The organism is Methylobacterium sp. WL103 (genome assembly GCF_008039885.1).
Taxonomy (GTDB): domain Bacteria; phylum Pseudomonadota; class Alphaproteobacteria; order Rhizobiales; family Beijerinckiaceae; genus Methylobacterium; species Methylobacterium cerastii.
The window spans coordinates 1-25041 of record NZ_VRUX01000017.1 but is presented as its reverse complement, the minus strand read 5'-3'; the positions used below and the strand labels follow the sequence as shown (position 1 = coordinate 25041).

The following is a 25041-nucleotide window of genomic DNA, read 5'->3' as shown; positions in this document are numbered from 1 at the left end:
TTCATGCCAGCCTTCTCCGCTTGGCCGGCTGCGCTTGCCAGACCAGCTCCGCCGGCCAAGCTATCCGTGGCGGAGCGGCCCACCGTGCACTAACTTTACCCTTGGACCACCTCGTGGGGGCCGATCACCCGGGCAGCCCTGCGAACTCGCCCCCGTCTACGTGATGCTGGCCAGCGCCGAGGCGAGCTACGTTTCCGGCGCAACGGTGGCGGTGACGGGCGGCAAGCCGATTCTTTGATCAATCTCGGACAGGAGCTTGCTCATGGACCAGCCCCACGACGTTTGCCCCTTCGAGCGAACGCCGAAGTATTTGCGAAATCGATGCCTCCGCGGATCGGAAGGGCCAGGATTGCGTCCGAAATTTCGGTGAGCGCGAAGCCTGCGACATCGTCCTTTGGTGGACCTGCAGCGTAGCCTCGACTGGGATCCGAGGCGGCGGATCGAGACTATGCGCTTCGCCGCAACTCATCAGCACCTCTATGCAGGGGCACGGCGCGCGCATTACCTCGGGGCTTCTATCGCGGGCGAGACGCTGACTGAAACCCTCAAGCTGGAACCCGCGCCAGCGTCGAAACCCAACCAAAACCAACGCCAGCCCGCCTGACGAAATGAACGCGCAGGATGACGACAATATTTGTGCGAATATGATAATTCAAAATTCCATTCACAAATATGGCTCGCAGATATAAAATATAGACGCAAAATATCTAAAAACAACACGGCTTCGGCATCTGAAACTACAGGCTTACAGGACGATTATTCAATCGGAACTGCCTAACGAACGAGGATCAGGATATGACCACCAAGCCCCCACCCGTTCCGCCTGCCAACCGATCCGACAAGGGACCTGGCAGCGCCCCCAAGGTCCCGCTCTCCACCGCGCCCAAGGGAGCGGCCCAGTCGCAGAACCCTGACAAGGTCGGGCAAGCCGGAAACGCGAAGGTGAACACGACCAATCAGGGCTACCAGCAGGATCGATGATGAGCACCTCGAAGAAGACGCCCGCGGCTGACCGCCATCACGGCGGCCCCGGCAGCAGCCACCAGGATGCCAGCAAGCCCGAGACCGAAGACCGGCACGGCCCAAATCCGGGCAGCCCGACGAACGACTCCAAGTCCCATGTCTCCGGCGGCGGCGGCGAACCAGACCAGCATCACGCTCACGATGCCCCAGGCAAGGGCGCGGCCCGCTCGCACTGACGGGCAGGGGCCGTCGAGCAAAACCACGGATGTTGGAACCTTTTCGACTGACAAGGGTGACGATGCATGGCGAAGGCGAACAAGCATACCATGGGCCCCGGCGCGCAAGGCAAGAACACCGGCACCGGCGCGATGACCGACCTTCCGGAGGGCGTCCTGCCAGAGAACATGGTTCTCAGTAACCGCGACAAGTCCCGCCACAGCGATGCGCGCGGTCTGGACAGCAAGAACGTCCGGAGCGAGCAGTATCACGACCATGCCAGCAATCGGCTGACCACGGATGCTACGACTGACGAAGATGACCGTCCTCGCGATCTCCCAGGGGCGATTTAAGGTTAAGCCCGCCTTCGGTCTGCTATCGAACCGAAACGACAGGTGGTGAGCGCGACTCTAGAGAGACATCGCTATTCCGTTGGAAGTATTTTTATAAATTGAATGCCTTCTACACTCATATCTATGGATATAGAGACGCAGTCCTTGAAAAGATTAGTGTTGGCTCTGCTCCCGATCGGCATTTCCACCGGGGCTCTCACATAGGAGCTCACGCCGGCCGATAACGTCCCCGCTACGCCGCGGACCACCGGAACGATGATCGCCGTGCAACCCAACACAACGGGCAACGATCGCGACCTGGTGATCAGCCGCGGCGCAACGAAAGCCGAGGCCACCACAATGGACTCGGCGGCTGGGGGTAACGCACGGCTACCCGAGCGGGCCGTGCCAAACGGCAGCGCGGGTGGCGGGTCGAGCAGCGGCGGCGGTGGCTAGGATTGCCACCCGGCATAGTCTCGCAACAAACCGCATCGGAACGGGTGTTCCACTCCAGTCGCGCAAATGACGACGGAGGGAGCGCCCGCACCAACGTATCTCGGTCCTTCAGTCCCGCTTGTTACGAGAACTCATCTCTTGCGCTCTGCCCAGAACTATATGCGCTCTGCCCAGAACTATATGCGCCGGGAAGGGCTGCGTCGATGAACAAGAGCCGGCATGAAAGTGACCGGAGGGTTCGGCGCAGACGATTTGAACAAGCCATGCCGCACTCCTCCGAGGATCCCCCGCCCCCCGGCAACTTGCACGTCGACCCGCCACAATCGTTCGACCGGGTGACGACCGCGATGTTGATGGCCGACATCAACAGTGGCGGCACGGGTCACGAGTTCGCGGCCTCCGATTCCGGCCTTTTGCAGCTCGGCACCGACGACGAAGCTGCTGACACCACCCCATCCCAAGGGCGCATTGCGACGGCCTGCGCTGCGGAAGCCGCTCGGGCGGTGTGAAGCTTACGCGCACGATCTCACACGAGCGGCGGCTTGAGCAGGCAGTGGGGCTGCTGCAGCAGTTCCTCAAGGAGATTGCTGGGCTCAGACCAGAGCGACTCAATCCTGCTTCCGTTACTGCCAAGCCTTCGTTTCGACCCAAACACGAGCGCTGGATTTATTCACGCCTTCTGGACTATTTACGCTGGCATCATGGTGTGCGAACCGAGGCAAGACAGCTGGTGCATGCCCAATGTCGACAACCTTCTGAGCAAACTACGCATTACTCGCTTGGAAGCCGATCCGGCGCCGGTGCCCAGCGCAGATGAACCAGGCGGTTGTCACGGCATACGCTACTAACGACTGCACGGTTCATCGAAGATCTAATTTTCCGCCTACGCACCCGCCCCTGACGGGCTTGCTGGACGATTAGGTTCGCATACCGCACAGGGGCGCGAGTTCTCGTGCATCTTCGACCACACCGCTGCATTCGCAGCAGTCGGCGACGCGTTCGTCACACACGATGGCCTTCGCAGGCACTCACCTCACAGCGAAAAACCAACGCCGTCGGAGTGCCACCGTGAGGCGCTTCGGCGCGGCGCAGGCGCGGCGAACACCGAGGGCCGAACTCTCGCCGCAGTTGCATCTTTTGACAAATTGCCGGCACCTGCGTGCGGGCTCCACCCCTCTACCAAGTCATCGCCCGACATGCTTCGAACGGGTGATCTACGCCGCAGGAGCACTCGCCATTATCTCTTTGAGCACCGCCATCGATCTATACACGACCGCCCGCGACACTGCCCCGTTGCGCGCGGCGACCGCATCGGCTAGGAAATCCGCACGGTCAGCACCCGTAGCTCAGCTGGATAGAGCGTTGCCCTCCGAAGGTGGAGGACCCGGCTCTACGATGCGCTAAGTGCATCCAGCTGCTTCAATAACTTAGCGTGTCAACGTCCACAACTTCGGTGGAAGAAAGCCTGTCGCGGCGCAATTGGGCCACATCGGGGCGCTGAAGGTGCGTTCGATGAATGTCGCGGCGACGGCGTTCGAACGGCTGAAGAGATGCGAGCTGAAACGCAGCGGCACAATGTCTGCCCAGCAAAGCCTGGATCGTTTTTTCGTTAGCCCTCGACCAGCGAGATTTCAGATTGAGCCCGATGTAACTCCAGCCTCGGAGGCTGGAGAACTTCATTCTGAGCTTGACGACGACAAAATTTTCCGATCCTGCCGAGAAAACGAAGTCCTAGAAGACGGGGCGGAGCGGCTGGGGAATGCCTTTTGTGCTCCCCAGCTCACGGGTTCAACCCTTGGCGAGCGAATCGCCCTTAGAGGTTCAAGATGGACAGGGCTTTCACGGTCCCATGTTCTCGCAGGTCGAGGTCGTGCTCCATGACCTCTTCTTCGGTTAGCTCCCGCAGAGTGTCTGCTTGCGCACCTTCACCTGCGGCTTCTGCCGCGACAAGCGCAGCATCCTGATCATCCTTGGCGACGACGATCACAGGGGCGGTCTTCGCCTCCTGCGCGCCGGGTGGTGTCACCGTCACCTGAACACCGAACGCCTTATTCATTCTCGTGGACCTTTTCTCATTCGCTCTTACGCCTGAAACCAAGCCCGGGCCCAGAACCTGTTCTTCCGAGGATCGGCGGTCCGCTACGTGAACGCCTGCCGGTCATTCGTTGATCCAAGGCTCAGGTGGTATCAGCCCAGAAAGCAGCTCCGGCCTCCACGAGTTCACGTGCGTGCACTGCGCTCGAACGCGGCAGTGGTGTGAAGCGCTTTCATCTCAGGGCGTTGAACAGAGGAGGAGATGCTCGCGGCCTCTTCGACGAAGCCCATCCGGACCTGATCGATTTGATCGAATGTGCACGGGTGCGAGACCTGCTTTCAAAACCTTCTTGACGCCAGCAGAAATCCTTCACCCACCAAGTAACGTGATTTTATAGAGAAATTTCGCCTCCGCGTAGGGGGTGCCTTTTGGGCCCGCGAACTTTTCGTTCGGACCCTTGGCGAGCTTAGAGATTCGGCCTGGTAGCCTCACCTGCAGCGCATTGCTCTATTTAATTATCAGGAGACAGTAACAGTTCGAGATCGACCTGTGTCATTGCGAGAGTTGGTGAGCCATCAGGATCGAAAAGCGATTGAGCTAACGCGCTTTTGCGCTCCTTCAGGATCTCCATCTTCTCCTCGATCGTCCCGCTCGCCACGAGCTTGTGCACGAACACAGGCTTGGTCTGGCCGATCCGGTAGGCTCGATCGACGGCCTGATCCTCCACTGCGGGGTTCCACCAGGGATCGTAGAGAATCACTGTGTCGGCGGCGATCAGGTTCAGCCCCGTCCCTCCGGCCTTCAAGCTGACCAGGAAAACGCTGGCATCCCCATCCTCGAACTGCCGGATCGCACCCTCTCGGTCACGAGTGGCTCCTGTCAGGAGCGCATAGGCGATGGCTCGCCTCGTAAGCCGCTCCTGAATTAGGCGTAGCATCGAGGTGAATTGCGAGAAGACGAGGATGCGGCGCCCTTCCGCGAGCAGCTCGACCACCATTTCCTCCAGCCGATCGAGCTTGGCCGAGCCGGCATCGCTCGAACGGATCGTCGGCTTGCGGGCCATAGTCCGGCTCGTCGGGTGGGCCTGGTCCTCGCTGCCCGTCGATTGCTTCAGAAGTCGCGGGTCGCAGCAGGCTTGGCGCAGCTTCAGCAGAGCGTCGAGGATGATGATCCGGCTGCGGGCAAAACCCCGCTCTGCAATCGCTGCGCTTACGCGGGCGTGCATCGAGAGGCGGATCCCCTCGTAGACGTCGCGCTGCGAACCCTGGAGATCGATGCGCTCGACGATCTCGGTTTTCGGCGGCAACTCGCGGGCGACCTCGGTCTTGGTCCGGCGCAACAGGAACGGCTTTACGCGTCGGGCCAATAGTCGGCTGCGCTCGCGGTCGCCCTGCTTCTCAATTGGTCCACGCCAGACCTTCGCGAAGCTTTTGCGGTCACCGAGCAGGCCGGGACAGGCGAAAGCGAACAGTGACCACAACTCGTCGAGATTGTTCTCCAGCGGAGTGCCAGTCAGACAGATACGGTGGTGCGCCTCGATCCCGAGCAGTAGCTTCGTCGTCGCAGCATCCGGGTTCTTGATCGTCTGCGCTTCGTCGAGAAGCAGCAGCGGCCAAGTTCGTGCTGCCAGCACGGCATGGTCGCGGGCGATCAATGGATAGGTCGTCAGCACGAGATCACTGTCGGGGATCGCGCCGAACCGATCCACGCGATCATGGCCGTGGAGTGTGAGAACGCGCAGATCAGGCGCGAAGCGCTCTGCCTCTCGGCGCCAATTCGCCATCAGGCTGGTCGGGGCGACCACAAGGGCTGGACCGTCGAGCCGACCCTGCGCCTTGTCGATGGCAAGCAGAGCAAGAGCCTGCACCGTCTTGCCGAGACCCATGTCATCCGCGAGCACGCCACCGAAACCGACGTCGCGCAGAAAGGCGAGCCACGATACGCCCTCGTGCTGGTATGGCCGCAGCGTGGCGCGAAAACTCGGCGGAAGGACGGCTGACGGTATCCCGCCAGCTGCTCCGAGCCGTCTCCCCATCTCGCGCACGCGCTCGCCGCCGCGCCAAATCGTGTCGGGCATTGCCGCCTCGAAGGCCGCAAGCCCAGCTGCATCGGCACGGCTGAGGCGTAGACGGCCCTCTCTCGACCCATTGCCAAAGCTGAGATCGCGGATCGCGGCCACAATCGTCTTGAGCCGCGCCGCCGGAAAGGCGAGAACGCGCCCATCGTTCAACGGCAGATAGGAAGCCTCGTCGTCTTCCGCCGCGGTCTCCAACATCTCAAGATCGAAGCCTGGTGCGGCGATCATGGTGACGATTGGATCAATCAGGTCGATCCGCTCGCCATCGACGATGACGCCGAGGTGGAGTTCGAGCCAATCGATGCCCGACCCCTCGTGGACCTCCGCCTCGAAGCTGTCGCCGGCACGCAGCAGCCGCCCCGGGAAGTTGTTGGAGACTTCGATCTCCCAACCATCCGCCCGAAGCTGGGGCAGGATGTGGAACTGAGCGTCGAGCCAAGCGAGCTCGTCTCCTTCGGGCACGAAGTCATGCGCATGCGTGGCCGGAACCCGAGCGCGACGCTCGGACAACGGGACGAAATCGTTGGCCAGCAGGCTCGCGATGGCACGGCGCTCCGCCTCCGCATCACGATGAACCTCGATCAAGCGTCCGCCCGTCAGCCGCGTCACCACGGGCGCGGCATCGTCGAGAAGTATGTTGAGGGATCCGTATCGGAAGGAGAGGCGGCCTAGCCCGACTCGCTCTGGAACAGGCGGCGTGCCGTAGCCGTAGTAGCCGTATTGCAAGGCTGACTCGGGTGGTAGATCAGCGGCAAACAAGCTCAGGACCGGGATCGGTGTCACGCCTACCAAACGTTCCCGCTTTGGCTCCGGAACCGCCAAAGCGGCTAGACCAGGTGCACGCTTTGTCAAAGCGGCATTGAACGCTTTCACTGCTGCGCCGGGCACTTTCGGGGCAGCCAGCAGTGTTGCTGCAATACGCGGCGGATGGCTCGTCTCGATGACTCCGATGAGACCCTGCTCGGGGTCGACGTAGACCGGCGGTGTAGCGCTGAGAGGGACGCCTTGGCCGTCAAGTTCGAGCCCCGGCACCAGCCCAGCGTCGCCTGCCGTTTTCCAGACGATCCGGCCAGATTGCGGTGGGCCCACGGAAAGGACTAGCCCGTCTAGGCCGAGCCAGCGTGCTCGCCCGGTGGCAATAACTTCGGTGAGGATTGCGGCACCGCCGTCACCCGCGAGGCTGATGGAAGCCCCAGCCCCGTAATCGCGTCTGAGTAACGCCACAGCGCGAAGGATCTTGAGATCCGAGGGCCTCAGGAACTTGGCGGGTGTCCCAGACAAGGCGGCGCTGGCCTCATAGGGGCGGTTGTTCCCCGAGAAACGTCCGTCCTTGAGCAGGCGCGCAGAGATGGGTTGGACGCCAAGCCGTGGAACACCCTCGCCGAGCGGGATCGGGCCAAGAACATAGATGAGACGTTGCGCGATGCTGCTCGGATAGCTTTCCTCGGCCATGGCTTGAGCTCGGTCGAGATCCTCGAGCCACGCAGCCAAGCCCGGCACGGTGTCCACGTCATGGGCAGACGATGCCACGGAACGCTGTGCGGGCGGATAGAGGAGCCGGGCAAGGCGGTCCTCCGCCGACGGACGAGTGAGCCGGTTTGCCGACTGGAGCCCAAAGAGGAGCACAGCCGCAACATGCTTGCAGTTGAAGCCGACGGGACAGCTGCATTCTCCAGCGATGCCTACACCACCGCGAATTCCCTCAACTTCGATCGTCTGCTCGTAGGGCCGACGGGCAGTGCCAAGAACCTGGCCGAACACGACCCCATCATCCTGGTCGAAGGCGACAACCCGACCGTCACGCACATACTGCCGAGCAGCCTCGAAGGCTTTCCGTCCAACTTCGTTAAGGATGTCTTTCTCGCTGTAGCGCTCCATAAGATCGTCTGCGGTGCCTTCTTCAATGCTGAGGGTGACGTCATTCGATTGGAGCGGGAGGGCCTTTGTCAATCAGTGCCACGCCGGTCGGGTTTTTAGAATCGACAGTCGGGTTTCCCGCTAGAATCTGTTCCCACAAAACTGCTGCGCTCAGCCGCCCTGTAATCCAGGGCTTCCCTGAGGAGCGGTTGAATCAGCTTCGGCATGACGAAGAAAATGTAGTCGGCCACTGCAGACTCTTCGTGATTGAGTGTCACGAGCTGCCGGTGTCCCTCGAAGCAGGCATCTTCCGGCTCTGGATCCGGGCGGGCGCCGTCGGGCCAGGACAGCTTAAACCATCCAGCGAGTGGGGCCTGCGAGCCCTGCTCCAGGACCTCCACGAAGGCGGAATGGTCGCGTCCGATATGGTTGAAGACGCCATCGAGGAGCACGCGCAGGTCCCGTGTATGAGCCGCCTGGGTCAGGGCGACGAAATCCCTATCTTCGCAGAGCCGCGGATCGACCCGGAAGTGGTCGATCGTGTCGTAGCCATGGGTCGATGCGGCGAAGACGGGTTCGAGCGCCAGCCCTGTAGCTCCGAGTTCGAGGGCGTAGTCGAGCCATGCATGCAGGTGCTCCAGACGATGCACGACGGGTGCACTCTCTACGAGCTCGGGCTCGGCCCCGACGAAGCCGAGCGGGAAGATTTGCCACCTGATCGTGTGTTCCAGGCAGTCGGGACGGCAGCACCTTGTTTCAGGAGTTGGGAAGGACTCCAGTTCGTGGGTCTCTGGTGGTGGGGGACGGATCGGCCGCGTGAAGCGCGATCCGATCGATCTCGCCTTACGGTTGTGCCCGGAACAGTCCGCCCGTAATGCCGCATAAGCGCCGAGTAGCGCGAAGGACCCGACATGAGCCTGCTAAGACGGCTGTTTGGACGTGGTGCGCTCGCGGCCGCGCCGGGTGAAACTCTGCTGGTCAACGCCTACGCTACGGTGCGCGAGCTGCCGCTGCTTCCGTTTCCGCATTCGATGCTGGGGCGGCGCGACCTGACCGATCCGGAGCTTCCGACGCATTTGGACGGCTTCATCGGCTACGTCATGGGACGCGGCGACGGCCGGATGACAGCCGGGCGTTACCATCTCTGGCGCCACCTTCAGCGGGTCCGCAACCACGCCAGTTTCGAGATCTCGTCCGCCGAACTGCCGCGGCTGGAGGCCTGGGCCTTGGACGCCAACGCCGTCCTGTTCCTACCCGATGGTTCGGTGCGGTCGCCCGACATGGGGACCCTGATGTCCTCCGCAGGCGAGTCCGACCCCTCAGCGGTCCTGCCGCATCCGGCGGACGCCTTGGCACGTCGCGCCCGCTCGCTCGGACGTCTGAAGGGCCTAAACCCTAGCCCACTCGCCGGCATGCCGCCGTCGATCGGCGAGGCTGAGCTCGTGCTACGGACGCCAGCGGAGGTCCTCCGGCGGTCGCTGGCGCTCTTCCACCTCGCCGCCCGGGCGGAGGCGCATGCCTCCGGCGCTGATTCGATCCCGGGCGGACGGCCCGACCTCAATCGAATCGGCTACGAGGCGCTGACCCCGCGGGAGCGTGAACAGATCGCGGACGGCTGCACGTTCGAGGATGCGAGCGCCCTGACGTGGCGCTACGAGGCCGCGAATGTCCTAGCGTGGTCGCTCGGCCTAGAGGGAGGTCGGATCGAGGACAGCGGCGCCCAGATCGACGTCAACGCCCTATGGCGGTCGCTTGCGCCCCTGGCCGTGGCCGGCGGGATCGCCTCGGCTCCCGTTCTGCGGCCAGCGGGTGAGATTTTAGACGCTCTCGACCGCACATGGCGGGAGCACTGGGTCGTCCGCCAGGCGCGCGAGAAAGAGCTGCCACTCGAGGGTGTCGACGGGGACGTCGTCGCCGAACGCCATGTCGCTTTCAACTGGCTCACGGGTTTCCAGAACGTCCCCGACGCCTCATGGGACGACATCGACACGCCGACGTGACCGAACGCGCGGGTGATCACAGTCAGGTTGCTGACCCCGTTGAGCGGAACGATCCGCTTGCGTTCGCTTCAAGGGGGTGCCGATCGCTATCAAGCCGTGGGAGGACAACTGCTTCTGGGCAGAGAAGGTCAGTTCCTACGCCAACGTCACCGTTCACCCGGACTTCTACTGGCTGGAGTGAGCCAAGCCAGGGTGCGGATCAGGCCTAGGCCAGGCCTGCGCCAGGCCTAGGGAGAACACCGGCCACGGATGTCCCCTCATGTCCCCCAGATGTCCCCTCGATGTCACCCAAAGCCTCAATGCGAACGATCCGGCTTCGAGGCGCTGAGGGGACAAGTTGTCCCCTAGATGTCACCCAGATGTCCCCTCGATGTCCACTCACGAACGCCAATGCGAACGAATTTGACGGATATGTCCCCTCAAGGAGACATCGACCGGCTCGATCGAAAAGATCCCCGAGAGAGAACCAGCGATACAGAGCCCATGGCGATCAGATCGTAGAGATCGCATGAGAGCGCCGGAGAGAGCGACGAACGCAAGAGAGCGCCAGAGAGACGTCGCATAGAAAGGATCAAGTGCGATCAACGTCAGGCGACGGAGCAGAGATCCATCATACATCTGCGCGTCCGATATGCGTGTCGGATCATGAAAGATGAGATCTCTTCTTTTATGGAAAACCTTGCCGTAAATCTGCTCGCGCTACTTACTTCGTCCAATCCCGCGCAGACATCCTTGCCGCGCTGCTTCGTCTGAAGACGTCGATCGACATGACGGTTATCAGGAAAAATCCTTGATAGCCCTGACACGGCGTCCTTGAATGCAGCGCTCACACGAAAGGCGCAGCTGCGATGGCGACGATCAGGAAACTTCGAGGGCGCTGGCAAGCCGCTGTCCGCCGCAAGGGGATGCAGCCGCGCTCGAAGTCCTTCGACGCAAAGAGCGATGCAGAGCGCTGGGCTCGCAGCTTGGAAGCTGAGCTTGACCGTAATGGTGCGCTCCCCGACATGCGACCAGCTGAGAGCATGACCCTCGCTCAGCTCCTGACGCGCTACCGGGACGAGGTCTCGCCCACGAAGCGAAGCGCCATCACCGAAATTGCTCGGATCAACGCGATTCTCCGTCGCCCGATCTGCTTTCGGACGATGACCATGCTCTCGACGGCAGATCTCGCTGCCTACCGCGACGAGCGCCTCAAGATAGTGGCAGCTGCGACCGTTATCCGGGAGCTGAACACAATTTCTCATGCGATCGACACCGCTCGCCGCGAGTGGAACATTCACATCGCACAGAACCCTTGCAAACTCGTGCGCCGCCCGTCACCGCCGAAGGGGCGCACCCGTCGCCTCGAAGGAAACGAAGAGGAGCTTCTGCTCATCGCCGCAGACAGGGGGCGCACTCCCTACCTTCGCCCACTGATCGTGCTGGCTATTGAGACTGGCATGCGCCGCGGCGAGCTGCTGGCCCTCCGGTGGGAGCATGTCGATCTCGATCGGCGTGTTGCGCACCTTCCGATGACGAAAAACGGAACGAGCCGGGACGTGCCGCTCTCTACCCGCGCGGTGGATTCGCTCAGGACGCTCAGGACGGGCGAGGGCGCTACGGTGTTCTCAGCTACCCCGAACACGGTTAGGCTCGCCTGGGAGCGCCTGACGCGACGTGTGGGGATGTCTGATCTACACCTGCATGATCTCCGGCATGAGGCGGTGTCCCGCCTATTCGAGAAGGGGTTCAACGTCGTCGAGGTCGCGTCGATCTCGGGGCACCGGGAGTTGCGCATGCTCCAGCGCTACACGCACCTGAGGGCTGCCGACCTCGCAGCGCGTCTTGGATGAGACGGGGGCGGCTTTTCCGCCACAGCTTCGAAGTCCTAGAACGATCGGAGCTGCGTGCGGGGAGTGCCTGATGGGACTGCCATAGACGGAGGCCATCCTTGGCAACCGGACCTAGCCATAGAGCCCGGCTGAGATCTAGGTCAATTAGCTGACAGTGAAGCCAGAACGCCCGATCATCGTTCCGGATCAGACCAAATCGAAGGGAACCGGAGCTCCTGTCACGCTTTCCAACCTGTTTCTACTTCGAAGCCTTTTATAGATATGGAAAGCGTGACAGAGTCAGGAGTTACCAAACATGTTGGACGATGGGCTTAGATTTTAGGTCACTCGGAATTTTATGCTCCGGGCGTAATAGCGGTGCTGCTCAACATAGAGATACAGGTAGCCTCAGCCTTCTCGGCACGAAGCCGCTGACGCCGCCTCCTCTGCCGTTCCCGCTGCTGCATCCGCTTGTGGTCTGAGGTAGGATTGTCGCTACCAAAACGCGCAAGAACCTTCGCGCTCACACGAGCGGTTTCAGCGACGCATGCCTCGGCAAGTGGACAGTGATCACACGGATTTCCGACAGGCTCATGGATAACCGGGAGTCCGAAGCAGGACGGAATGAGCTCTTCGTCCGGAAGACGCTCGATGGGCAACGGAGACAACATGCCGCCCACCGCCTCAAGAGCGATCTTGACTACATCGATCCCACACGCCTGCTGAGCCTTGTCGATCGGCAGAACACGCCAAGCCTCTATGGAACCCGCGATGGCAAAGCGAGCATTGGAGCGCTTCCGGGTAGTGCTTGCAACATGATCCTGGTGTGCGATCTGCATCGGCAGCCCGCAAAAATTCTCCTGCCGGTAGTGCGGAAGCTCAGACATCCAGCGCGAGCCGGAAAGCTCTTCCTCCCACTTCCGCAAAACCAATGCGACGCAATCGTCGCGACGAATCTGGTTCGGCCTCGGGAGCCGCTTCTGCTTGGCGCGACGAAGATGTGCTTCGAACGCATATGATACGTAATGCCGGTAGGGAACACCAAGACTATCAGCGTGGGCACGCGCGTTCCAAAACGTGCTGAATTCGCGGCGATTATGATAGAGTCCGCCAGACGCAATACAGCGCTTATTGGGCGCATCATCCTTTGAGAAGCTGCGCGACCAATGCATCTGATAAGCGAACTGATATTCCTCGATGAACCTGAGGGTGGCGTTGATCGGGGACATGAACCGATAACCGAACCACTTCGTCGTTGCGAGATACCGTTCGAAAGCCCAGCTTTCAGGGTTCATGAACTCAGAGGCCTCCAGGACCAGCCTTGAGCGTTCCTCGACAGTGATAGGTTTAAATTCCTCAATATTACGCACAATCCAGCGCTCAGACGTAGACATCTGTTAAAAATCCTTCAGCTTTAGGGGATTACTGCCTGTTGCAACTACATTGAGCTGCTTAGGGGATCAGTGCTTCGTGTCAGTCAGTGAAATCAGAAAATGATCGACAGAGATGCTGGAAGTTGAGATCGTATGATACTCCCTGATGACAGGCGCTGCGATAGCCTTAGGCCATGAACGAGCCTGACGAGCGAAGCTCCGCTCACCCCGGATGCGATAAACAGCCAACTTGCCGGCCGTGTTGCCGATGTAGGCGTAGTAAGTGCCCCGGTTCTTCGCGATCCTTGAACATTCAGGGTCAGGAAATTCCATTCCACCCTGCCGATAATACGCCGCTAATTCGAGACGCATCATCTCCTGTTCCCAGCTAAGCTTGAGGTCGGCGAACACCTGTTCGATCACGAGGATGCTCTCGATGCTCGTGCGTGAATTCTTCTGCATCTGCCTGCTCTGGTGCTCTGAACGAGCGAGCCAACGCTCGGAGGAGCGTGACAGGAAGTCTATAGCGAGTTGGAAGCGGCGTGTTGATCGATGAAACGACCTTTTTTATAAGCCATTGATTTTGTTGATCCCGGAACCGAGTCAGTTCGCTGATCCGAGCGCTTGATGTCGAGCATTGGGCGGTTCGGCTGGTCGGTGCGATCGCAAAGACTCGACAGACGGTCGCCACAGGACTCGACAGGCCCCTATACCACCGCACTCTGGTTGAGCGCGTCGATCACTTCGAACAGCCGCGTCGTTTTAACGTCGTCGAAGACCTGCTCCGGCCACCCGGGCGCACCTCGCTGATGGGGATTCTGAAGAGCAGCCCCAGCTCCATGGCCTCCGCGGCAGTGCCCAGAAGTTGCAGAATGATCACGGTCTCGGCGCTCAGGCATGCTGGCGTGTCTCTCCGCTCGTAAGCCATGCTCATGATCGCTATCGTCGCTCAAAATCGCGTTTAGGTTGCCAGCAGGGAGGACTGAATGGCGACGCCGTTCTTCGAACGACCGATCCTCAATTCGCCCTACGAGGTGCCCACGCAGCATCATGCCTTGGACAGCGAGGGGCAGCCGCTCAACCAAGAGCCGGCACAGGGTCGCCGACGCTCGTCCCTGATCACACCGGTCCCGAAATCCAAGAAGCAGAGCGGCAAGGGCAAGCAGGCAGCCCTCGGTCTCGGCGATGACGCCGGCCTATCCTCGGCTGAGCAGGCTTACAATCCGACGCCAATCATCAACGAGATCCGCGGGCACGTGGCCTCCTGGCGCGCTCTCAGCAACCCGGCCGACTGGAGCGTCACACCGACGACCCAAAGGCTACTTCAGCATTGGCGTCGCGATCACGGCTGGCACGGCCCACGGCCGTTCTTCTGCCAGGTCGAGGCAGTTGAGACCGCGATCTGGCTCACCGAGGTTGCCGGACGGCAGCGCCAATATGCCCACCTGATCCGGCATATCGAGGGGGCTAACGAGGGCGCGAACCCCGGTCTGCCGCGCCTCGCCCTCAAGATGGCGACCGGCGCCGGCAAGACGACGGTCATGGCGATGCTGATCGCGTGGCAGACCCTCAACGCCGTGCGGAGCCCGAACACGAAGCATTTCACCCGCGGCTTCCTGCTCGTGACGCCGGGTATCACGATCCGAGACCGCCTACGCGTTCTGATGCCAGGCGATCCTGATGCTTATTACAGCAAGCGAGAACTGGTGCCGACCGACATGCTCCATGACCTGGGGCAGGCGAAGATCGTGCTGACGAACTACCACGCGTTCAAGCGCCGCGAGACGCTCGAAGTCTCGAAGGTTGGGCGCTCGCTCCTCCAAGGTCGCCACGCTCCGATCGATACAATCGAGTCCGAGGGCGCAATGCTTCAACGCGTCTGCCGGGAGCTGCTGCCGATCAAGAACCTCGTGGTGGTCAACGACGAGGCGCACCACTGTTACCGCGAGAAGCCGGACGGAGCGGACGAGAACCCTGTCGCCGCCGAGGACCGCGAGGAGGCCAAGCGTAACGCCGAGGCCGCGAGGCTCTGGATCTCCGGGATCGAAGCGCTGAAGCGAAAGGTCGGCGTGCGCGCAGTCTACGACTTGTCGGCGACGCCGTTCTTCCTACGCGGCTCTGGCTACCTCGAGGGCACCCTGTTCCCATGGACGGTCAGCGACTTCTCGCTGATCGACGCCATCGAGTGCGGCATCGTCAAGCTGCCGCGCGTGCCGATTTCCGATAATGCTGCAAGCGGCGAAGTGCCCATTTATCGCGAGCTCTGGGAGCACATCGGCAAGGCAATGCCGAAGAAGGGCGCAGGCAAGGCTGGCACGCTCGATCCGCTCTCTCACGTCTTCCCGAGCCAACTTCAGACAGCGCTGCACGCCCTCTACGGCCACTACGAGAAGACCAGCGAGGCCTGGGAGCGCGCCGGTATCGATGTGCCGCCGGTCTTCATCGTGGTGTGCAACAACACCGCCACGTCCAAGCTCGTCTATGAGTGGATCGCCGGTTTCGAGCGGCCCAACGCGGACGGCGAAGCCGAGACGCGGCACGTCGGCCACCTGCGCCTGTTTCGGAATTACGACGATAACCGCCAACGGCTTGCCAAGCCCAACACGCTGCTCATCGACAGCGAGCAGCTCGAGTCCGGCGAGGCCCTCGACCCTGCCTTTCGCGAGATGGCCGCGGCCGAGATCGAGCAGTTCCGTCGCGAGCGCATCGAGCGCGGCGTCGATGCGGTGACCGCCGCTGAAACCACGGACGCCGACCTTCTACGCGAGGTCATGAATACGGTCGGTCGCAAGGGCCGGCTCGGCGAGCGCATCCGCTGCGTCGTCTCGGTCTCGATGCTCACCGAGGGCTGGGACGCCAACACCGTCACGCACATCCTCGGCGTGCGCGCCTTCGGCACCCAACTCCTGTGCGAGCAGGTGGTCGGGCGCGGCCTGCGCCGGCAATCCTACGAGCTGAACGACCAGGGCCTGTTCAACGTCGAGTATGCCGACATCCTCGGCATCCCGTTCTCGTTCACGGCGGAGCCTGTAGTCTCGGTCCCGGCCGCACCCCGCAAGCTCACCCGCGTGCAGGCCCTGCGCGAGCGCGCCGCTTTGGAGATCGGCTTCCCCCGCGTCGAGGGCTACCGGGTCGATCTACCAAACGAGCGCCTGACTGCCAGTTTCACGGACGATAGCCGTCTCGTCCTCACGCCGGAGAACGTCGGCCCAGCTAAGGTGCTGATGTCCGGTATCGTTGGCGAGCAAGAGACCCTGGACGCCGAGGAGGCGTTCAAGGCCATGCGGCCGAGCGAGCTATCGTTTAGGCTCGCCAAGCGACTCCTCGAAACGCGCCTGCGTGATCCCGACAGTGACTTGCCGGTCCATTTGTTCGGGCAGGCGCAGCGCGTGGTTCGTCAGTGGCTCGACGGCGGCTACCTCATCGCCAACGGAGTGCCACGGGCTGCCGTGCTTTATGCCCAGCTTGCCGAGCAGGCGGTGGAGTTCATTTACCTCGCCTGTCAGCGCTCGGTATCTGGCGCCAAGCCCATCAAGGCAGTGCTCGACCCTTATAATCCTGCGGGCTCCACTCGCCTCGTGAGCTTCACTACGTCGAAGCCGGTCTGGGAGACCGACCCGAAGAAATGCCACGTCAGCCACGTGACGCTCGACTCCGAGTGGGAGGCTGAGCTCGCTCGCGTGCTTGAAGCTCACCCACAGGTGGTCAGCTACGTGAAGAACCAGGGCCTCGGCTTCGAGGTGCCTTACCGCGACGGCGCGGTCCCGCGGCGCTACCTGCCTGACTTCATCGTCCGGCTCGATGACGGGCAACCTGAGCCGCTCAACCTAGTCTTGGAGACGAAGGGGTATCGGGGCACCGACGCCCAACTCAAGGCCGAGACAATGGACGTGTCGTGGGTGCCCGGCGTCAACGCGCTCGGCAATCAGGGGCGCTGGGCGTTCCACGAATTCCGCGAGGTGTTCGCGATCGAGGCCACGTTCGCTGAACTCGTCGAAGACCTTACCAAGGTGGAGATTGCCGCGTGAGCGGAGCTGTTGAATTTGGTCGCCTACAGGATGTGATGGTGCGTCAGGCCTGGACGCACGAGGCGCTTAGCTTCACGCCCTGGTTGGCGGAAAATCTGGATCGGCTGGGCGAAGCGCTCGGGGTGAAGCTGGAGCATGTCGAGTCCGAGGTGGCAGTGACGCGGTTTGCCGCCGACATCCTTGCCCGCAACGTCACCGACGGCACTAACGTGCTGATCGAGAACCAGCTGGAGGTCAGCGATCACGGCCATCTCGGGCAAATTCTTACCTACCTCGCCGGCCTCGACGCACACACTGTCGTGTGGGTGGCTCCCGAGTTCCGGGACGCGCATCTGTCGGCGATCCGCTGGCTGAACCAGCACACAGGCGCTGAGTTCGCCTTCTTCGCGGTCAAGCTACGTGTCGTGCGGATCGGCGCATCGCCACTAGCGCCATTGTTCGACGTGCTGGAGCGGCCGAACGACTGGGAGAAACGGCTTCAGGAGACCCTGCGGCAGAGTTCTGAGCGTAGCCCAGTCGGCGATCGCCGCCATGCCTTCTGGAGCGCCTATTGTAGTCAGATCCCTATTGAAGCCGCGCGTGGGAAGCCGAACGCAGCTTTTTATCGGTGGGCGCCTGTCGGCGACACGGGCTTGTTCCTGTCCCGCTTCCTAGCCGATCGTTACGTCGGCCTCTGCATACGCGGACCGCGCGGCACGCCGGCAGCAGAAGTTGCCGAACAACTCACTTCGGTCTCGGAGACGCTGGCCACGCGCCTAGGGGTCTCCTTCGATGCCGGCGCGGACTACCTCTTCATCAAGACGATCCCCGGCAGCTACATCGAACCTGCCGAGCGCGACCGTCTCATCGCATGGCTCGCCACCGAGACCGAACGCTACGCCGCAGCACTGATCGATATTCTCGGAGAGACACACTGATGGCGCGCGGACCCGCTCGCAGCACAACCAAGTCCGTCGAGGCGCTCAAGCACGATGAGGCCCTCCGCAGGAATATCCCCACGGCCGAGCTGCAGAGCTTCGCCGAGGCCGAGGAGGCGATCACCGGCTTCGCGCCCGGTGTCTACGCACGCGCCCGGCCGCTGCCCGAGGGCGAGACCCGCCAGCGTGACACAGAACTCGATCCGCAGATCGTCTGGAATGGCGCTCGCATCAAACTTACCAAAGAGCAGGTGAAGGCGCTGGTCGAGACCGGCGAGACCGCGATTGGCGACGCACAGCTCGTTTGGCGCGGCAAGGACCAACAGGATTGGTCCGACCTCATCGTCCAGGCGCCGCCCCTCTACATCCAGGAAAAGATCCACCCGAAGGCGATCATCGACGATCTGCGCCGCGCCGGCAGCCGTGCGCCGGAGGACGAGACGCCCGACCTCTTTTCGGATTTCAACGGCCTCGACCCGGAGGCGCGCACCGAGTTCTACCAGCACGACCAACACTGGTCGAACCGGATGATCCTGGGCGATTCGCTCCAGGTCATGGCCTCGCTGGCGCAGCGCGAGGGGATGAAGGGGCAGGTGCAGTGCATCTATTTCGACCCGCCCTACGGCATCAAGTTCAACTCGAACTGGCAGGTCTCGACGCAGTCGCGCGACGTCAAGGACGGCAAGCAGAGTGACATCTCGCGCGAGCCGGAGCAGGTGAAGGCGTTTCGGGACACGTGGAAGGACGGAATTCACTCGTATCTGACGTATCTGCGGGACCGGCTCACCGTGGCGCGGGAGCTTTTGGCCGAGAGCGGGTCGATCTTCGTGCAGATCGGCGATGAGAATGTGCATCGCGTGCGCGCGGTGATGGATGAAGTTTTCGGAAACAAAAATTGTCTTGCGACAATACCTTATGCTACAACCGGTGGGACAACTGGCGATTTTCTTCCATCGACATTCAACTACATACTTCATTATGCTCGAAATCGAGATAATGCCAAGTATCGCCAGCTTTTTCTAAAGAAAGAGCTGGGCGGGGATGGCGCCTCGGGATACAAAAATTTTGAACTGCCTGATGGTCGACGTCTTTCAATCGTGGATGCACGCAAGCTCGGAATCGACGAGACCGACCATAATGTCCGCGTGTTCTCCTTGGATAATTTGAAAAGTCAGAGCGGCGGAAGAGCCAAAGGCGATGGCGCGGCCTGCTGGTCACGTGTGTCTTTTCAAGGAAAAAAATTCGATCCAGGCGCAGCTGCCACTTGGAAAACGCACGAAAATGGAATTAATCGTCTGCTTATCGCAAATCGCTGTGAAGTTTCAGGCAACAATTTGCGCTATGTTCGATTCATCGACGATTTTCCTGCCTTCCCGCTGTCCGACCAATGGACCGATACGACTACGTTTGGATTTGGCAAGCAGTATGTAGTCGAGACATCTACAAAGGTTATCGAGCGTTGCCTACTCATGGCCACCGACCCCGGTGACCTTGTCCTCGACCCCACTTGCGGTTCCGGCACCACCGCCACGGTCGCGGAGCAATGGGGCCGGCGCTGGATCACCATCGACACGAGCCGCGTCGCCCTGGCGCTCGCCCGCACGCGACTCATGAGTGCGCGCTATCCCTATTACCTGCTCGCCGACAGCCCCGAGGGCCGGGCGAAGGAGCAGGCGGTGTCGGGCCGTCCGCAGCCGCAGAGTGCTGCCTACGGCGACATCCGCCAGGGCTTCGTCTATGAGCGTGCGCCGCACGTCACCCTCAAGTCGATCGCCAACAACGTTGAGATCGACGTAATCTGGGACCAGTTTCAGGCCAAGCTCGAGCCCCTCCGCGGAGAACTCAACGCCGGTGTCGGGCAGACATGGGAGGAGTGGCAGATCCCACGCGAGGCTGGCGCCGGATGGCCGGAGTCGGCCAAGGGTGCGCACGCGGCGTGGTGGGAGGCGCGCATCGCCCGCCAGCGCGAGATCGACGCCTCGATCGCCCGGGCCGCCGACGTGGAGATGCTCTTCGATCGGCCCTACGCCGATGCGTCGAAGGTTCGGGTCGCCGGCCCGTTCACGGTCGAGAGCCTCTCGCCCCACCGCATCATCCCCTCGGACAGCCTCGACCTCGACGAGGAGTTCGAGGCGCTCGACGGTCACCGGACGCGGACAAAGGCCGGCACGCCGACGCAGGACTTTTCCGCGATGGTGCTGGAGAACCTCTCCGCCGCGGGCGTGCAGGGCCGCGATCGGGCCGACCGGGTGCGCTTTACCATGCTCCAGCCCTGGCCCGGCCGCTTCATCGGCGCCGAGGGGCGGTTCGTCGAGGGCGGCACCACGGACGAGCCGGGCACCGAGCGCCGCGCCGCCATCCTCATCGGGCCCGAATTCGGCACATTGGCCCGTCCCGATCTCGTCGCCGCCGCCCGAGAGGCCGCTGAATCCCGCTTCGACGTGCTGGTAGCCTGCGCCTTCGCCTACGACGCCCATGCGAGCGAGCTGACGCGGCTCGGCCCGCTGCCGATCCTGCAGGCCAAGATGAACCCCGACCTGCACATGGCCGACGACCTCAAGACGACGGGTAAGGGCAACCTGTTCGTGGTCTTCGGCGAGCCCGATATCGAGATCCGTCGCCTTGAGGGCGATCGGATGGAGGTAGAGATCAAAGGCATCGACGTGTTCGACCCCAACACCGGCAACGTGCGCTCCAACGACATCTCCGGCATCGCTGCTTGGTTCGTCGATACCGACTACGACGAGGAGAGCTTCTTCGTCCGCCACGCCTACTTCCTGGGCGCCAACGACCCCTACAAGTCGCTGAAGACTGCTCTAAGGGCCGAGATCGACGAGACCGCCTGGGCTACCCTCTACCGTGCGGTGAGCCGGCCATTCGCCCGGCCCGCGACAGGGCGGATTGCAGTGAAGGTAATCAATCACTTCGGGGACGAGGTGATGAAGGTATATGGAGTGTAGCATTGCCAAATCCATTCGGTCTCAAATTCGGTGAAACTCCAGGTAAAAAGGTAGCGCAATACGATGTAAAATTTTATTGTGTCCCAGAAGCACATCCCGATTTTAAAGAGTATTCTGGTCAATGGGACCCCGATAGAGGCCTTATACAAGTATCTGGCGTCTCAAAAGTATTTGAGAATGATCGTTTTGGAGAGCATTCAAAGACCGTCTATGAAAGAGTAAAATCTCAGTTATCGCTGAAATATGGGGATCATCACGATGGCGAGGTTCTTTTTGTAGGATCGAAAAACGAGGATCGAAAAAACTTTATCAAAGGTATTTTTGATTCAGATCGTCGACACTCTTCAAGTTGGGCCTCACAGCATGGGTCAGATCTTGATAGTAGTATTTGTAGAATAGATTTAGAGATATTATCTAGCGGAATCGACAGATCTTGGGTTGAAATAATTTATAGTTTTACCGATGATGAAGATCGCGGTCCGGATGAGATTGTAGGGCTTTCGAGTTTATGACACATATGGATTTTCGCATCGCCGACACCTTTACCGCTGCCCTCGCCCGTCTGCCCGCGCAGGAGCAGAAGGCGGTTAAGACGTCTGCCTTCGACATGCAGCTCGATCCCGCCGGGCCAGGTCTTCAGTTTCACCGCATCGATGCAGCAAAGGACCAGAACTTCTGGTCAGTGCGAGTGAACCGCGACATCCGCATCATCGTGCACAAGACCGCCGCGAGTCTGCTGCTCGCCTACGTCGACCACCATGACAAGGCCTATGCCTGGGCTGAACGGCGGCGCATCGAAGCACACCCGCGCACTGGCGCCGTGCAGATCGTCGAATCCCGCTCGCGCGTCGAGGAAATCGCGCCGGCCCTATTCAAGCCTATGCTGCCCGAAAAACTCGCACAGGAGCCCGCCCTATTTACGAAGCTCTCGGAGGAGGAGCTGTTGTCGATCGGACTGCCTGAGGACTGGATCGAACCGGTGCTCGCGGCGTCCGAGAGCTGCTTCTTCGATCTTGCAGTCCATCTGCCGGCGGAAGCTGCCGAGGCTCTCTTAGAATATGCGGCGACTGGACGTCTGCCGAAGCCCGCACCGTCGGATCCGAGCGATCCCTTTGCCCATCCGGACGCGCAGCGTCGCTTCCGCACGATCGAGAACGTCGATGCGCTACGTGCCGCCCTCGACGCGCCCTGGGAGCGTTGGTCGGTGTTCTTGCATCCCTCTCAGGCCGGGGTGATCGCGCGGAGCTATAATGGCCCTGCGCGCGTCGCTGGCTCGGCTGGCACCGGAAAGACCGTCGTCGCGCTGCACCGCGCCGTGCGCCTTGCCCGGTCCGACAGCGAAGCGCGGGTGCTACTCACTACCTTCTCGAAGCCGTTGGCAGATGCGCTCCAGCGCAAGGTCGATCTCCTCGTTGCTGCCGAGCGCGGAGCCCGTGGCCGCATTACCGTCGCCCCTTGGGAAGGCCTGGCTGAGGAACTGCATCAGCTCGTCCATGCACGTCGTCCACGCATCGCTGCGCTCGCGCAAATCCAGGTCGCTCTGGTTCAGGCTGCGGGCGGCCCTGAGACGTGGTCCGAGCGCTTTCTGACAAGCGAGTTCCGGCACGTGATCGACGCGTGGCAGGTCTCTGACGAGGCGACCTACGCTGACACGCCGCGCCCTGGCCGTCGCAGTCGCCTCGGCGCCAAGCAGCGCGCCGCGCTTTGGCCGATCTTCACGGGAGCGCGCACCCGACTCGCGAGTCAGGGCCTCGGCACCTGGGCGCAAGTCTTCACCGGCCTCGCCGCGCACTACGACGCGCAGGCGACCAAGCCCTTCACCCACATCGTCGTGGACGAGGCCCAGGATCTCGGTGTGCCGGAGTTACGCCTCCTCCGCGCTCTCGCGCCTGAGGGCGAGGATCGCCTGTTCTTCGCGGGCGACCTCGGCCAGCGCATCTTCCAGCCGCCGTTCTCATGGAAAGCGCTCGGCGTCGACGTGCGCGGCCGCTCGACCACGCTCAAGGTGAACTACCGGACCTCCCACCAGATCCGCGAGGCGGCCGACCGTCTACTGCCCGGCGCTGTCCACGACATGGACGGACGCGAGGAGGCGCGCAAAGGCACGGTCTCGGTCTTCGACGGGCCGCATCCTCAAGTGCTGAAGCTGGACGACGAGGCTGCCGAGCGCGAGGCGATCCTCGGATTTCTCGAAGCGGTCCGTGGGGACGGCGTGGTCTCGGACGAGATCGGCTTGTTTGTGCGCAGCCGCGCGCAGCTAGATCGCGCTCGTGCCGTCGCTCTGGCCGCCGGTTTCGTGCCTGTCGAGCCTGGCGACGCACCAAGCGCAGTGGGCGAGAGCGTGACGATCGGCACGATGCATCTCGCCAAGGGCCTGGAGTTCAAGGTCGTGGTCGTGCTCGCCTGCGACGACGGCGTGCTTCCCCTACAGGAGCGCATCGACACGGTGAGCGATGAGGCAGAACTGGAGGAGGTCTACGAGACTGAGCGACACCTTCTCTACGTCGCAGCCACGCGAGCGCGCGATCGGCTTCTGATCACCGGCGTGCGACCCGGGTCTGAGTTCCTCGACGACCTTGGCTGATTCGAACGCCGTTTCGATGCGGCACATGCGCGGCACACATCGAGCGCCGCCCCCGCGCCGCATCTACTGCCCAATCGCCAGCTCCCAGCGACGAGTGCGCCGTCACCCTGGCATCGCCCGACATGCTTCGAACGGGTGACCTACGCCGCAGGAGCACTCGCCATTATCTCTTTAAGCACCGCCATCGATCCATCCAAGCTGCCGCCCGCAACACTGCCCGTTGCGTGCAGCGACCGCATCGGCTAGGAAATTCGCACGGTCAGCACCCGTAGCTCAGCTGGATAGAGCGTTGCCCTCCGAAGGCAAAGGTCACACGTTCGAATCGTGTCGGGTGCGCCATTTCCATAGAAAACCGCGAACACGATGCGCGGCCGATGAGTCGGCGTCAGCGATGACGGTTTTACGGATTGGCTTTGTCCCCTCCAATCCAGAGTAAATCGATCTCGACGCGATCGGCACGCCTCGAAGCCAAGCTTCGTCGAACGGGTTTCGACCGCCTGTAATGCGCTCGCGTCTGAACGCACCGAAGCCTTCGATCAGTCTGCGGTAGATCAACCCGCCGGAAGAACCCGACGAGGTGCGGGGCAGGGGCTGCGAGCTGCCGGCGCGGGGCAGGTGTTTCGCGAGCATGTCCGCGTGGCGCTGGGCCGCGCCCTGGAGGGCATGCGGACCGACGGGGCGGCTTTGCGACGAACGCCTGCTCCCGGCCTCGTCGAGAGACCGGGAGGGTCCGCGAGCCCGGGCATACCGGGCGCGATCAATCGACGGCCGCGGCCTCGAGCGTCACGGCCTTGGTCCGGGACGGCTGGACCAGGATGCGGTCGCCGGCGCGGCTGATCTCGATCGTCTCGGCAGGCGCGTCGGCCTGGCGGGGGGTCGAGAGCGTGACGCTCTGGTCGTCGGCCAGCACCGTCTCGAAGCGGACGGCCGGGGCGGCGGCCCGGGGCGCCAGGGTGACGACGACGCGGTAGCCCTTCGGCTCGGCCGTGTAGTAGGCGACGCCCGAGAGCGTGCCGAGATCGACGCTGCCGGCCTGGGCCGGCTTGATCTCGGCGGCGGCCGCCGTGCCGAGGCCGGCGGAGAGGGCGAGGATCGCGGCGAGGGCGACGGTGCGGCTGCGGGTCTTGGTGAACATGGTCGTGTGACTTTCGTGCTGCGAAGGGCCCGATGCCCTTGCCTTGGTCACGAATATGTTCTGCAGTGCAGCATGGATCAAACCGATCGTATCGTTGATGACTATCGATCATATCGATCTTAGCCGCGTCGACCTGAACCTCCTCGTCGCCCTCGACGCGATGCTCGCCGAGCGAAGCGTGACGCGCGCCGCGGCCCGGATCGGCGTCGGCCAGTCGGCGATGAGCTCGAGCCTCGCCCGCCTGCGCCGGCTGTTCGACGACGAGCTGCTGACCCGCGCCCCCGACGGGATGCGCCC

Annotated in this window: 19 protein-coding genes, 1 tRNA gene and 1 pseudogene; 14 read left to right on the top strand and 7 right to left on the bottom strand. The window is 62.2% G+C overall.

Features of this window, described 5'->3' with window-relative positions; all coding sequences use genetic code 11:
* Nucleotides 1–121: 121 nt before the first annotated feature.
* The 5 genes and pseudogenes from FV222_RS30910 to FV222_RS02600 form a co-directional block, all read left to right on the top strand.
* Nucleotides 122–238: pseudogene (locus tag FV222_RS30910) on the top strand (NAD(P)-dependent oxidoreductase); the annotation flags it as partial.
* A gap of 557 nt (nt 239–795) precedes the next feature.
* Nucleotides 796–981, top strand: coding sequence for a hypothetical protein (locus tag FV222_RS02620; RefSeq protein ID WP_147764590.1), 186 nt, complete (start codon nt 796–798; stop codon nt 979–981).
* Nucleotides 981–1199: a hypothetical protein gene (locus FV222_RS02615; RefSeq protein ID WP_147764589.1), complete on the top strand. Its 219-nt coding sequence runs from the start codon at nt 981–983 to the stop codon at nt 1197–1199. The genes FV222_RS02620 and FV222_RS02615 overlap by 1 nt, the downstream gene beginning before the upstream one ends.
* Nucleotides 1200–1265: 66 nt before the next feature.
* The gene (locus FV222_RS02610) at nt 1266–1532 is read left to right on the top strand and encodes a hypothetical protein (RefSeq protein ID WP_210246533.1); all 267 of its coding nucleotides are present in this window, start codon (nt 1266–1268) and stop codon (nt 1530–1532) included.
* Between the two features lie 638 nt (nt 1533–2170).
* Nucleotides 2171–2476, top strand: a complete 306-nt coding sequence (locus FV222_RS02600; protein WP_147764587.1) for a hypothetical protein — start codon at nt 2171–2173, stop codon at nt 2474–2476.
* Between the two features lie 1304 nt (nt 2477–3780).
* Here FV222_RS02600 and FV222_RS02590 read toward each other — a convergent pair.
* The 3 genes from FV222_RS02590 to FV222_RS02580 form a co-directional block, all read right to left on the bottom strand.
* Nucleotides 3781–4023: a hypothetical protein gene (locus tag FV222_RS02590; protein ID WP_147812908.1), complete on the bottom strand. Its 243-nt coding sequence runs from the start codon at nt 4021–4023 to the stop codon at nt 3781–3783.
* Nucleotides 4024–4513: 490 nt separating this feature from the next.
* Nucleotides 4514–8029, bottom strand: coding sequence for a DEAD/DEAH box helicase (locus FV222_RS02585; RefSeq protein WP_348644926.1), 3516 nt, complete (start codon nt 8027–8029; stop codon nt 4514–4516).
* Between the two features lie 23 nt (nt 8030–8052).
* Nucleotides 8053–8586, bottom strand: a complete 534-nt coding sequence (locus tag FV222_RS02580) for an alpha-amylase family glycosyl hydrolase (RefSeq protein WP_246685292.1) — start codon at nt 8584–8586, stop codon at nt 8053–8055.
* A gap of 261 nt (nt 8587–8847) precedes the next feature.
* Here FV222_RS02580 and FV222_RS02575 point away from each other — a divergent pair, with 261 nt between their 5' ends.
* A complete protein-coding gene (locus FV222_RS02575; protein ID WP_147812906.1) occupies nt 8848–9936 on the top strand; it encodes a DUF4272 domain-containing protein in 1089 nt (362 codons plus the stop codon).
* 848 nt (nt 9937–10784) lie between these two features.
* Nucleotides 10785–11768 carry a site-specific integrase gene (locus FV222_RS02570; RefSeq protein ID WP_147812905.1) on the top strand — a complete coding sequence of 328 codons (984 nt, stop codon included), beginning with the start codon at nt 10785–10787 and terminating at the stop codon, nt 11766–11768.
* A 335-nt stretch (nt 11769–12103) separates the two neighbouring features.
* Here the strand turns inward: FV222_RS02570 and FV222_RS02565 are convergent, their stop codons facing one another.
* Nucleotides 12104–13141 (bottom strand): hypothetical protein, encoded by a 1038-nt coding sequence (locus tag FV222_RS02565; RefSeq protein ID WP_147812904.1) that lies wholly within the window; start codon nt 13139–13141, stop codon nt 12104–12106.
* 66 nt (nt 13142–13207) lie between these two features.
* The gene (locus tag FV222_RS02560; protein ID WP_147812903.1) at nt 13208–13582 is read right to left on the bottom strand and encodes a hypothetical protein; all 375 of its coding nucleotides are present in this window, start codon (nt 13580–13582) and stop codon (nt 13208–13210) included.
* Nucleotides 13583–14106: 524 nt separating this feature from the next.
* On the opposite strand from FV222_RS02560, the gene FV222_RS02555 reads away from it, so the two are divergent.
* From FV222_RS02555 to FV222_RS02530, 6 genes are all read left to right on the top strand, one after another.
* Nucleotides 14107–17148, top strand: a complete 3042-nt coding sequence (locus FV222_RS02555) for a DEAD/DEAH box helicase family protein (RefSeq protein ID WP_147812902.1) — start codon at nt 14107–14109, stop codon at nt 17146–17148.
* 35 nt (nt 17149–17183) lie between these two features.
* Nucleotides 17184–18065 (top strand): hypothetical protein, encoded by an 882-nt coding sequence (locus FV222_RS02550; RefSeq protein WP_147812901.1) that lies wholly within the window; start codon nt 17184–17186, stop codon nt 18063–18065.
* Complete coding sequence (locus FV222_RS02545) at nt 18065–21025, top strand: site-specific DNA-methyltransferase (RefSeq protein ID WP_147812900.1); 2961 nt, start codon at nt 18065–18067, stop codon at nt 21023–21025. The genes FV222_RS02550 and FV222_RS02545 overlap by 1 nt, the downstream gene beginning before the upstream one ends.
* Before the next feature lie 2 nt (nt 21026–21027).
* Nucleotides 21028–21537 carry a hypothetical protein gene (locus FV222_RS02540; protein ID WP_147812899.1) on the top strand — a complete coding sequence of 170 codons (510 nt, stop codon included), beginning with the start codon at nt 21028–21030 and terminating at the stop codon, nt 21535–21537.
* A 5-nt stretch (nt 21538–21542) separates the two neighbouring features.
* The gene (locus FV222_RS02535; protein ID WP_147812898.1) at nt 21543–23609 is read left to right on the top strand and encodes a 3'-5' exonuclease; all 2067 of its coding nucleotides are present in this window, start codon (nt 21543–21545) and stop codon (nt 23607–23609) included.
* A 262-nt stretch (nt 23610–23871) separates the two neighbouring features.
* Nucleotides 23872–23948: transfer RNA gene (locus FV222_RS02530), tRNA-Arg, on the top strand.
* On the opposite strand, the gene FV222_RS02525 is transcribed toward FV222_RS02530, so the two are convergent.
* Together FV222_RS02525 and FV222_RS02520 are read right to left on the bottom strand one after the other, a co-directional pair.
* Entirely contained in the window at nt 23919–24239 is a 321-nt protein-coding gene (locus FV222_RS02525; protein ID WP_147812897.1) for a hypothetical protein, read from the bottom strand. The genes FV222_RS02530 and FV222_RS02525 overlap by 30 nt on opposite strands.
* A gap of 127 nt (nt 24240–24366) precedes the next feature.
* Nucleotides 24367–24744, bottom strand: coding sequence for a hypothetical protein (locus FV222_RS02520; protein WP_147762273.1), 378 nt, complete (start codon nt 24742–24744; stop codon nt 24367–24369).
* A 97-nt stretch (nt 24745–24841) separates the two neighbouring features.
* Between FV222_RS02520 and FV222_RS02515 the strand changes: the two genes are divergently transcribed.
* Nucleotides 24842–25041 (top strand): LysR family transcriptional regulator (locus tag FV222_RS02515; protein WP_147812896.1); only part of this gene is annotated, 200 nt, incomplete at its 3' end.

Excerpts from the sequence above, each read along its gene's own strand:
- FV222_RS02565 (WP_147812904.1), bottom strand. The coding sequence starts at position 13,141 with ATGTCTACGTCTGAGCGCTGGATTGTGCGTAATATTGAGGAATTTAAA.
- FV222_RS02590 (WP_147812908.1), bottom strand. The coding sequence starts at position 4,023 with ATGAATAAGGCGTTCGGTGTTCAGGTGACGGTGACACCACCCGGCGCG.
- FV222_RS02600 (WP_147764587.1), top strand. The coding sequence starts at position 2,171 with ATGAACAAGAGCCGGCATGAAAGTGACCGGAGGGTTCGGCGCAGACGA.
- FV222_RS02560 (WP_147812903.1), bottom strand. The coding sequence starts at position 13,582 with ATGCAGAAGAATTCACGCACGAGCATCGAGAGCATCCTCGTGATCGAA.
- FV222_RS02520 (WP_147762273.1), bottom strand. The coding sequence starts at position 24,744 with ATGTTCACCAAGACCCGCAGCCGCACCGTCGCCCTCGCCGCGATCCTC.
- FV222_RS02620 (WP_147764590.1), top strand. The coding sequence starts at position 796 with ATGACCACCAAGCCCCCACCCGTTCCGCCTGCCAACCGATCCGACAAG.
- FV222_RS02570 (WP_147812905.1), top strand. The coding sequence starts at position 10,785 with ATGGCGACGATCAGGAAACTTCGAGGGCGCTGGCAAGCCGCTGTCCGC.
- FV222_RS02525 (WP_147812897.1), bottom strand. The coding sequence starts at position 24,239 with ATGCTCGCGAAACACCTGCCCCGCGCCGGCAGCTCGCAGCCCCTGCCC.
- FV222_RS02550 (WP_147812901.1), top strand. The coding sequence starts at position 17,184 with ATGGTGCGTCAGGCCTGGACGCACGAGGCGCTTAGCTTCACGCCCTGG.
- FV222_RS02615 (WP_147764589.1), top strand. The coding sequence starts at position 981 with ATGAGCACCTCGAAGAAGACGCCCGCGGCTGACCGCCATCACGGCGGC.
- FV222_RS02575 (WP_147812906.1), top strand. The coding sequence starts at position 8,848 with ATGAGCCTGCTAAGACGGCTGTTTGGACGTGGTGCGCTCGCGGCCGCG.
- FV222_RS02555 (WP_147812902.1), top strand. The coding sequence starts at position 14,107 with ATGGCGACGCCGTTCTTCGAACGACCGATCCTCAATTCGCCCTACGAG.
- FV222_RS02535 (WP_147812898.1), top strand. The coding sequence starts at position 21,543 with ATGGATTTTCGCATCGCCGACACCTTTACCGCTGCCCTCGCCCGTCTG.
- FV222_RS02610 (WP_210246533.1), top strand. The coding sequence starts at position 1,266 with ATGGCGAAGGCGAACAAGCATACCATGGGCCCCGGCGCGCAAGGCAAG.
- FV222_RS02545 (WP_147812900.1), top strand. The coding sequence starts at position 18,065 with ATGGCGCGCGGACCCGCTCGCAGCACAACCAAGTCCGTCGAGGCGCTC.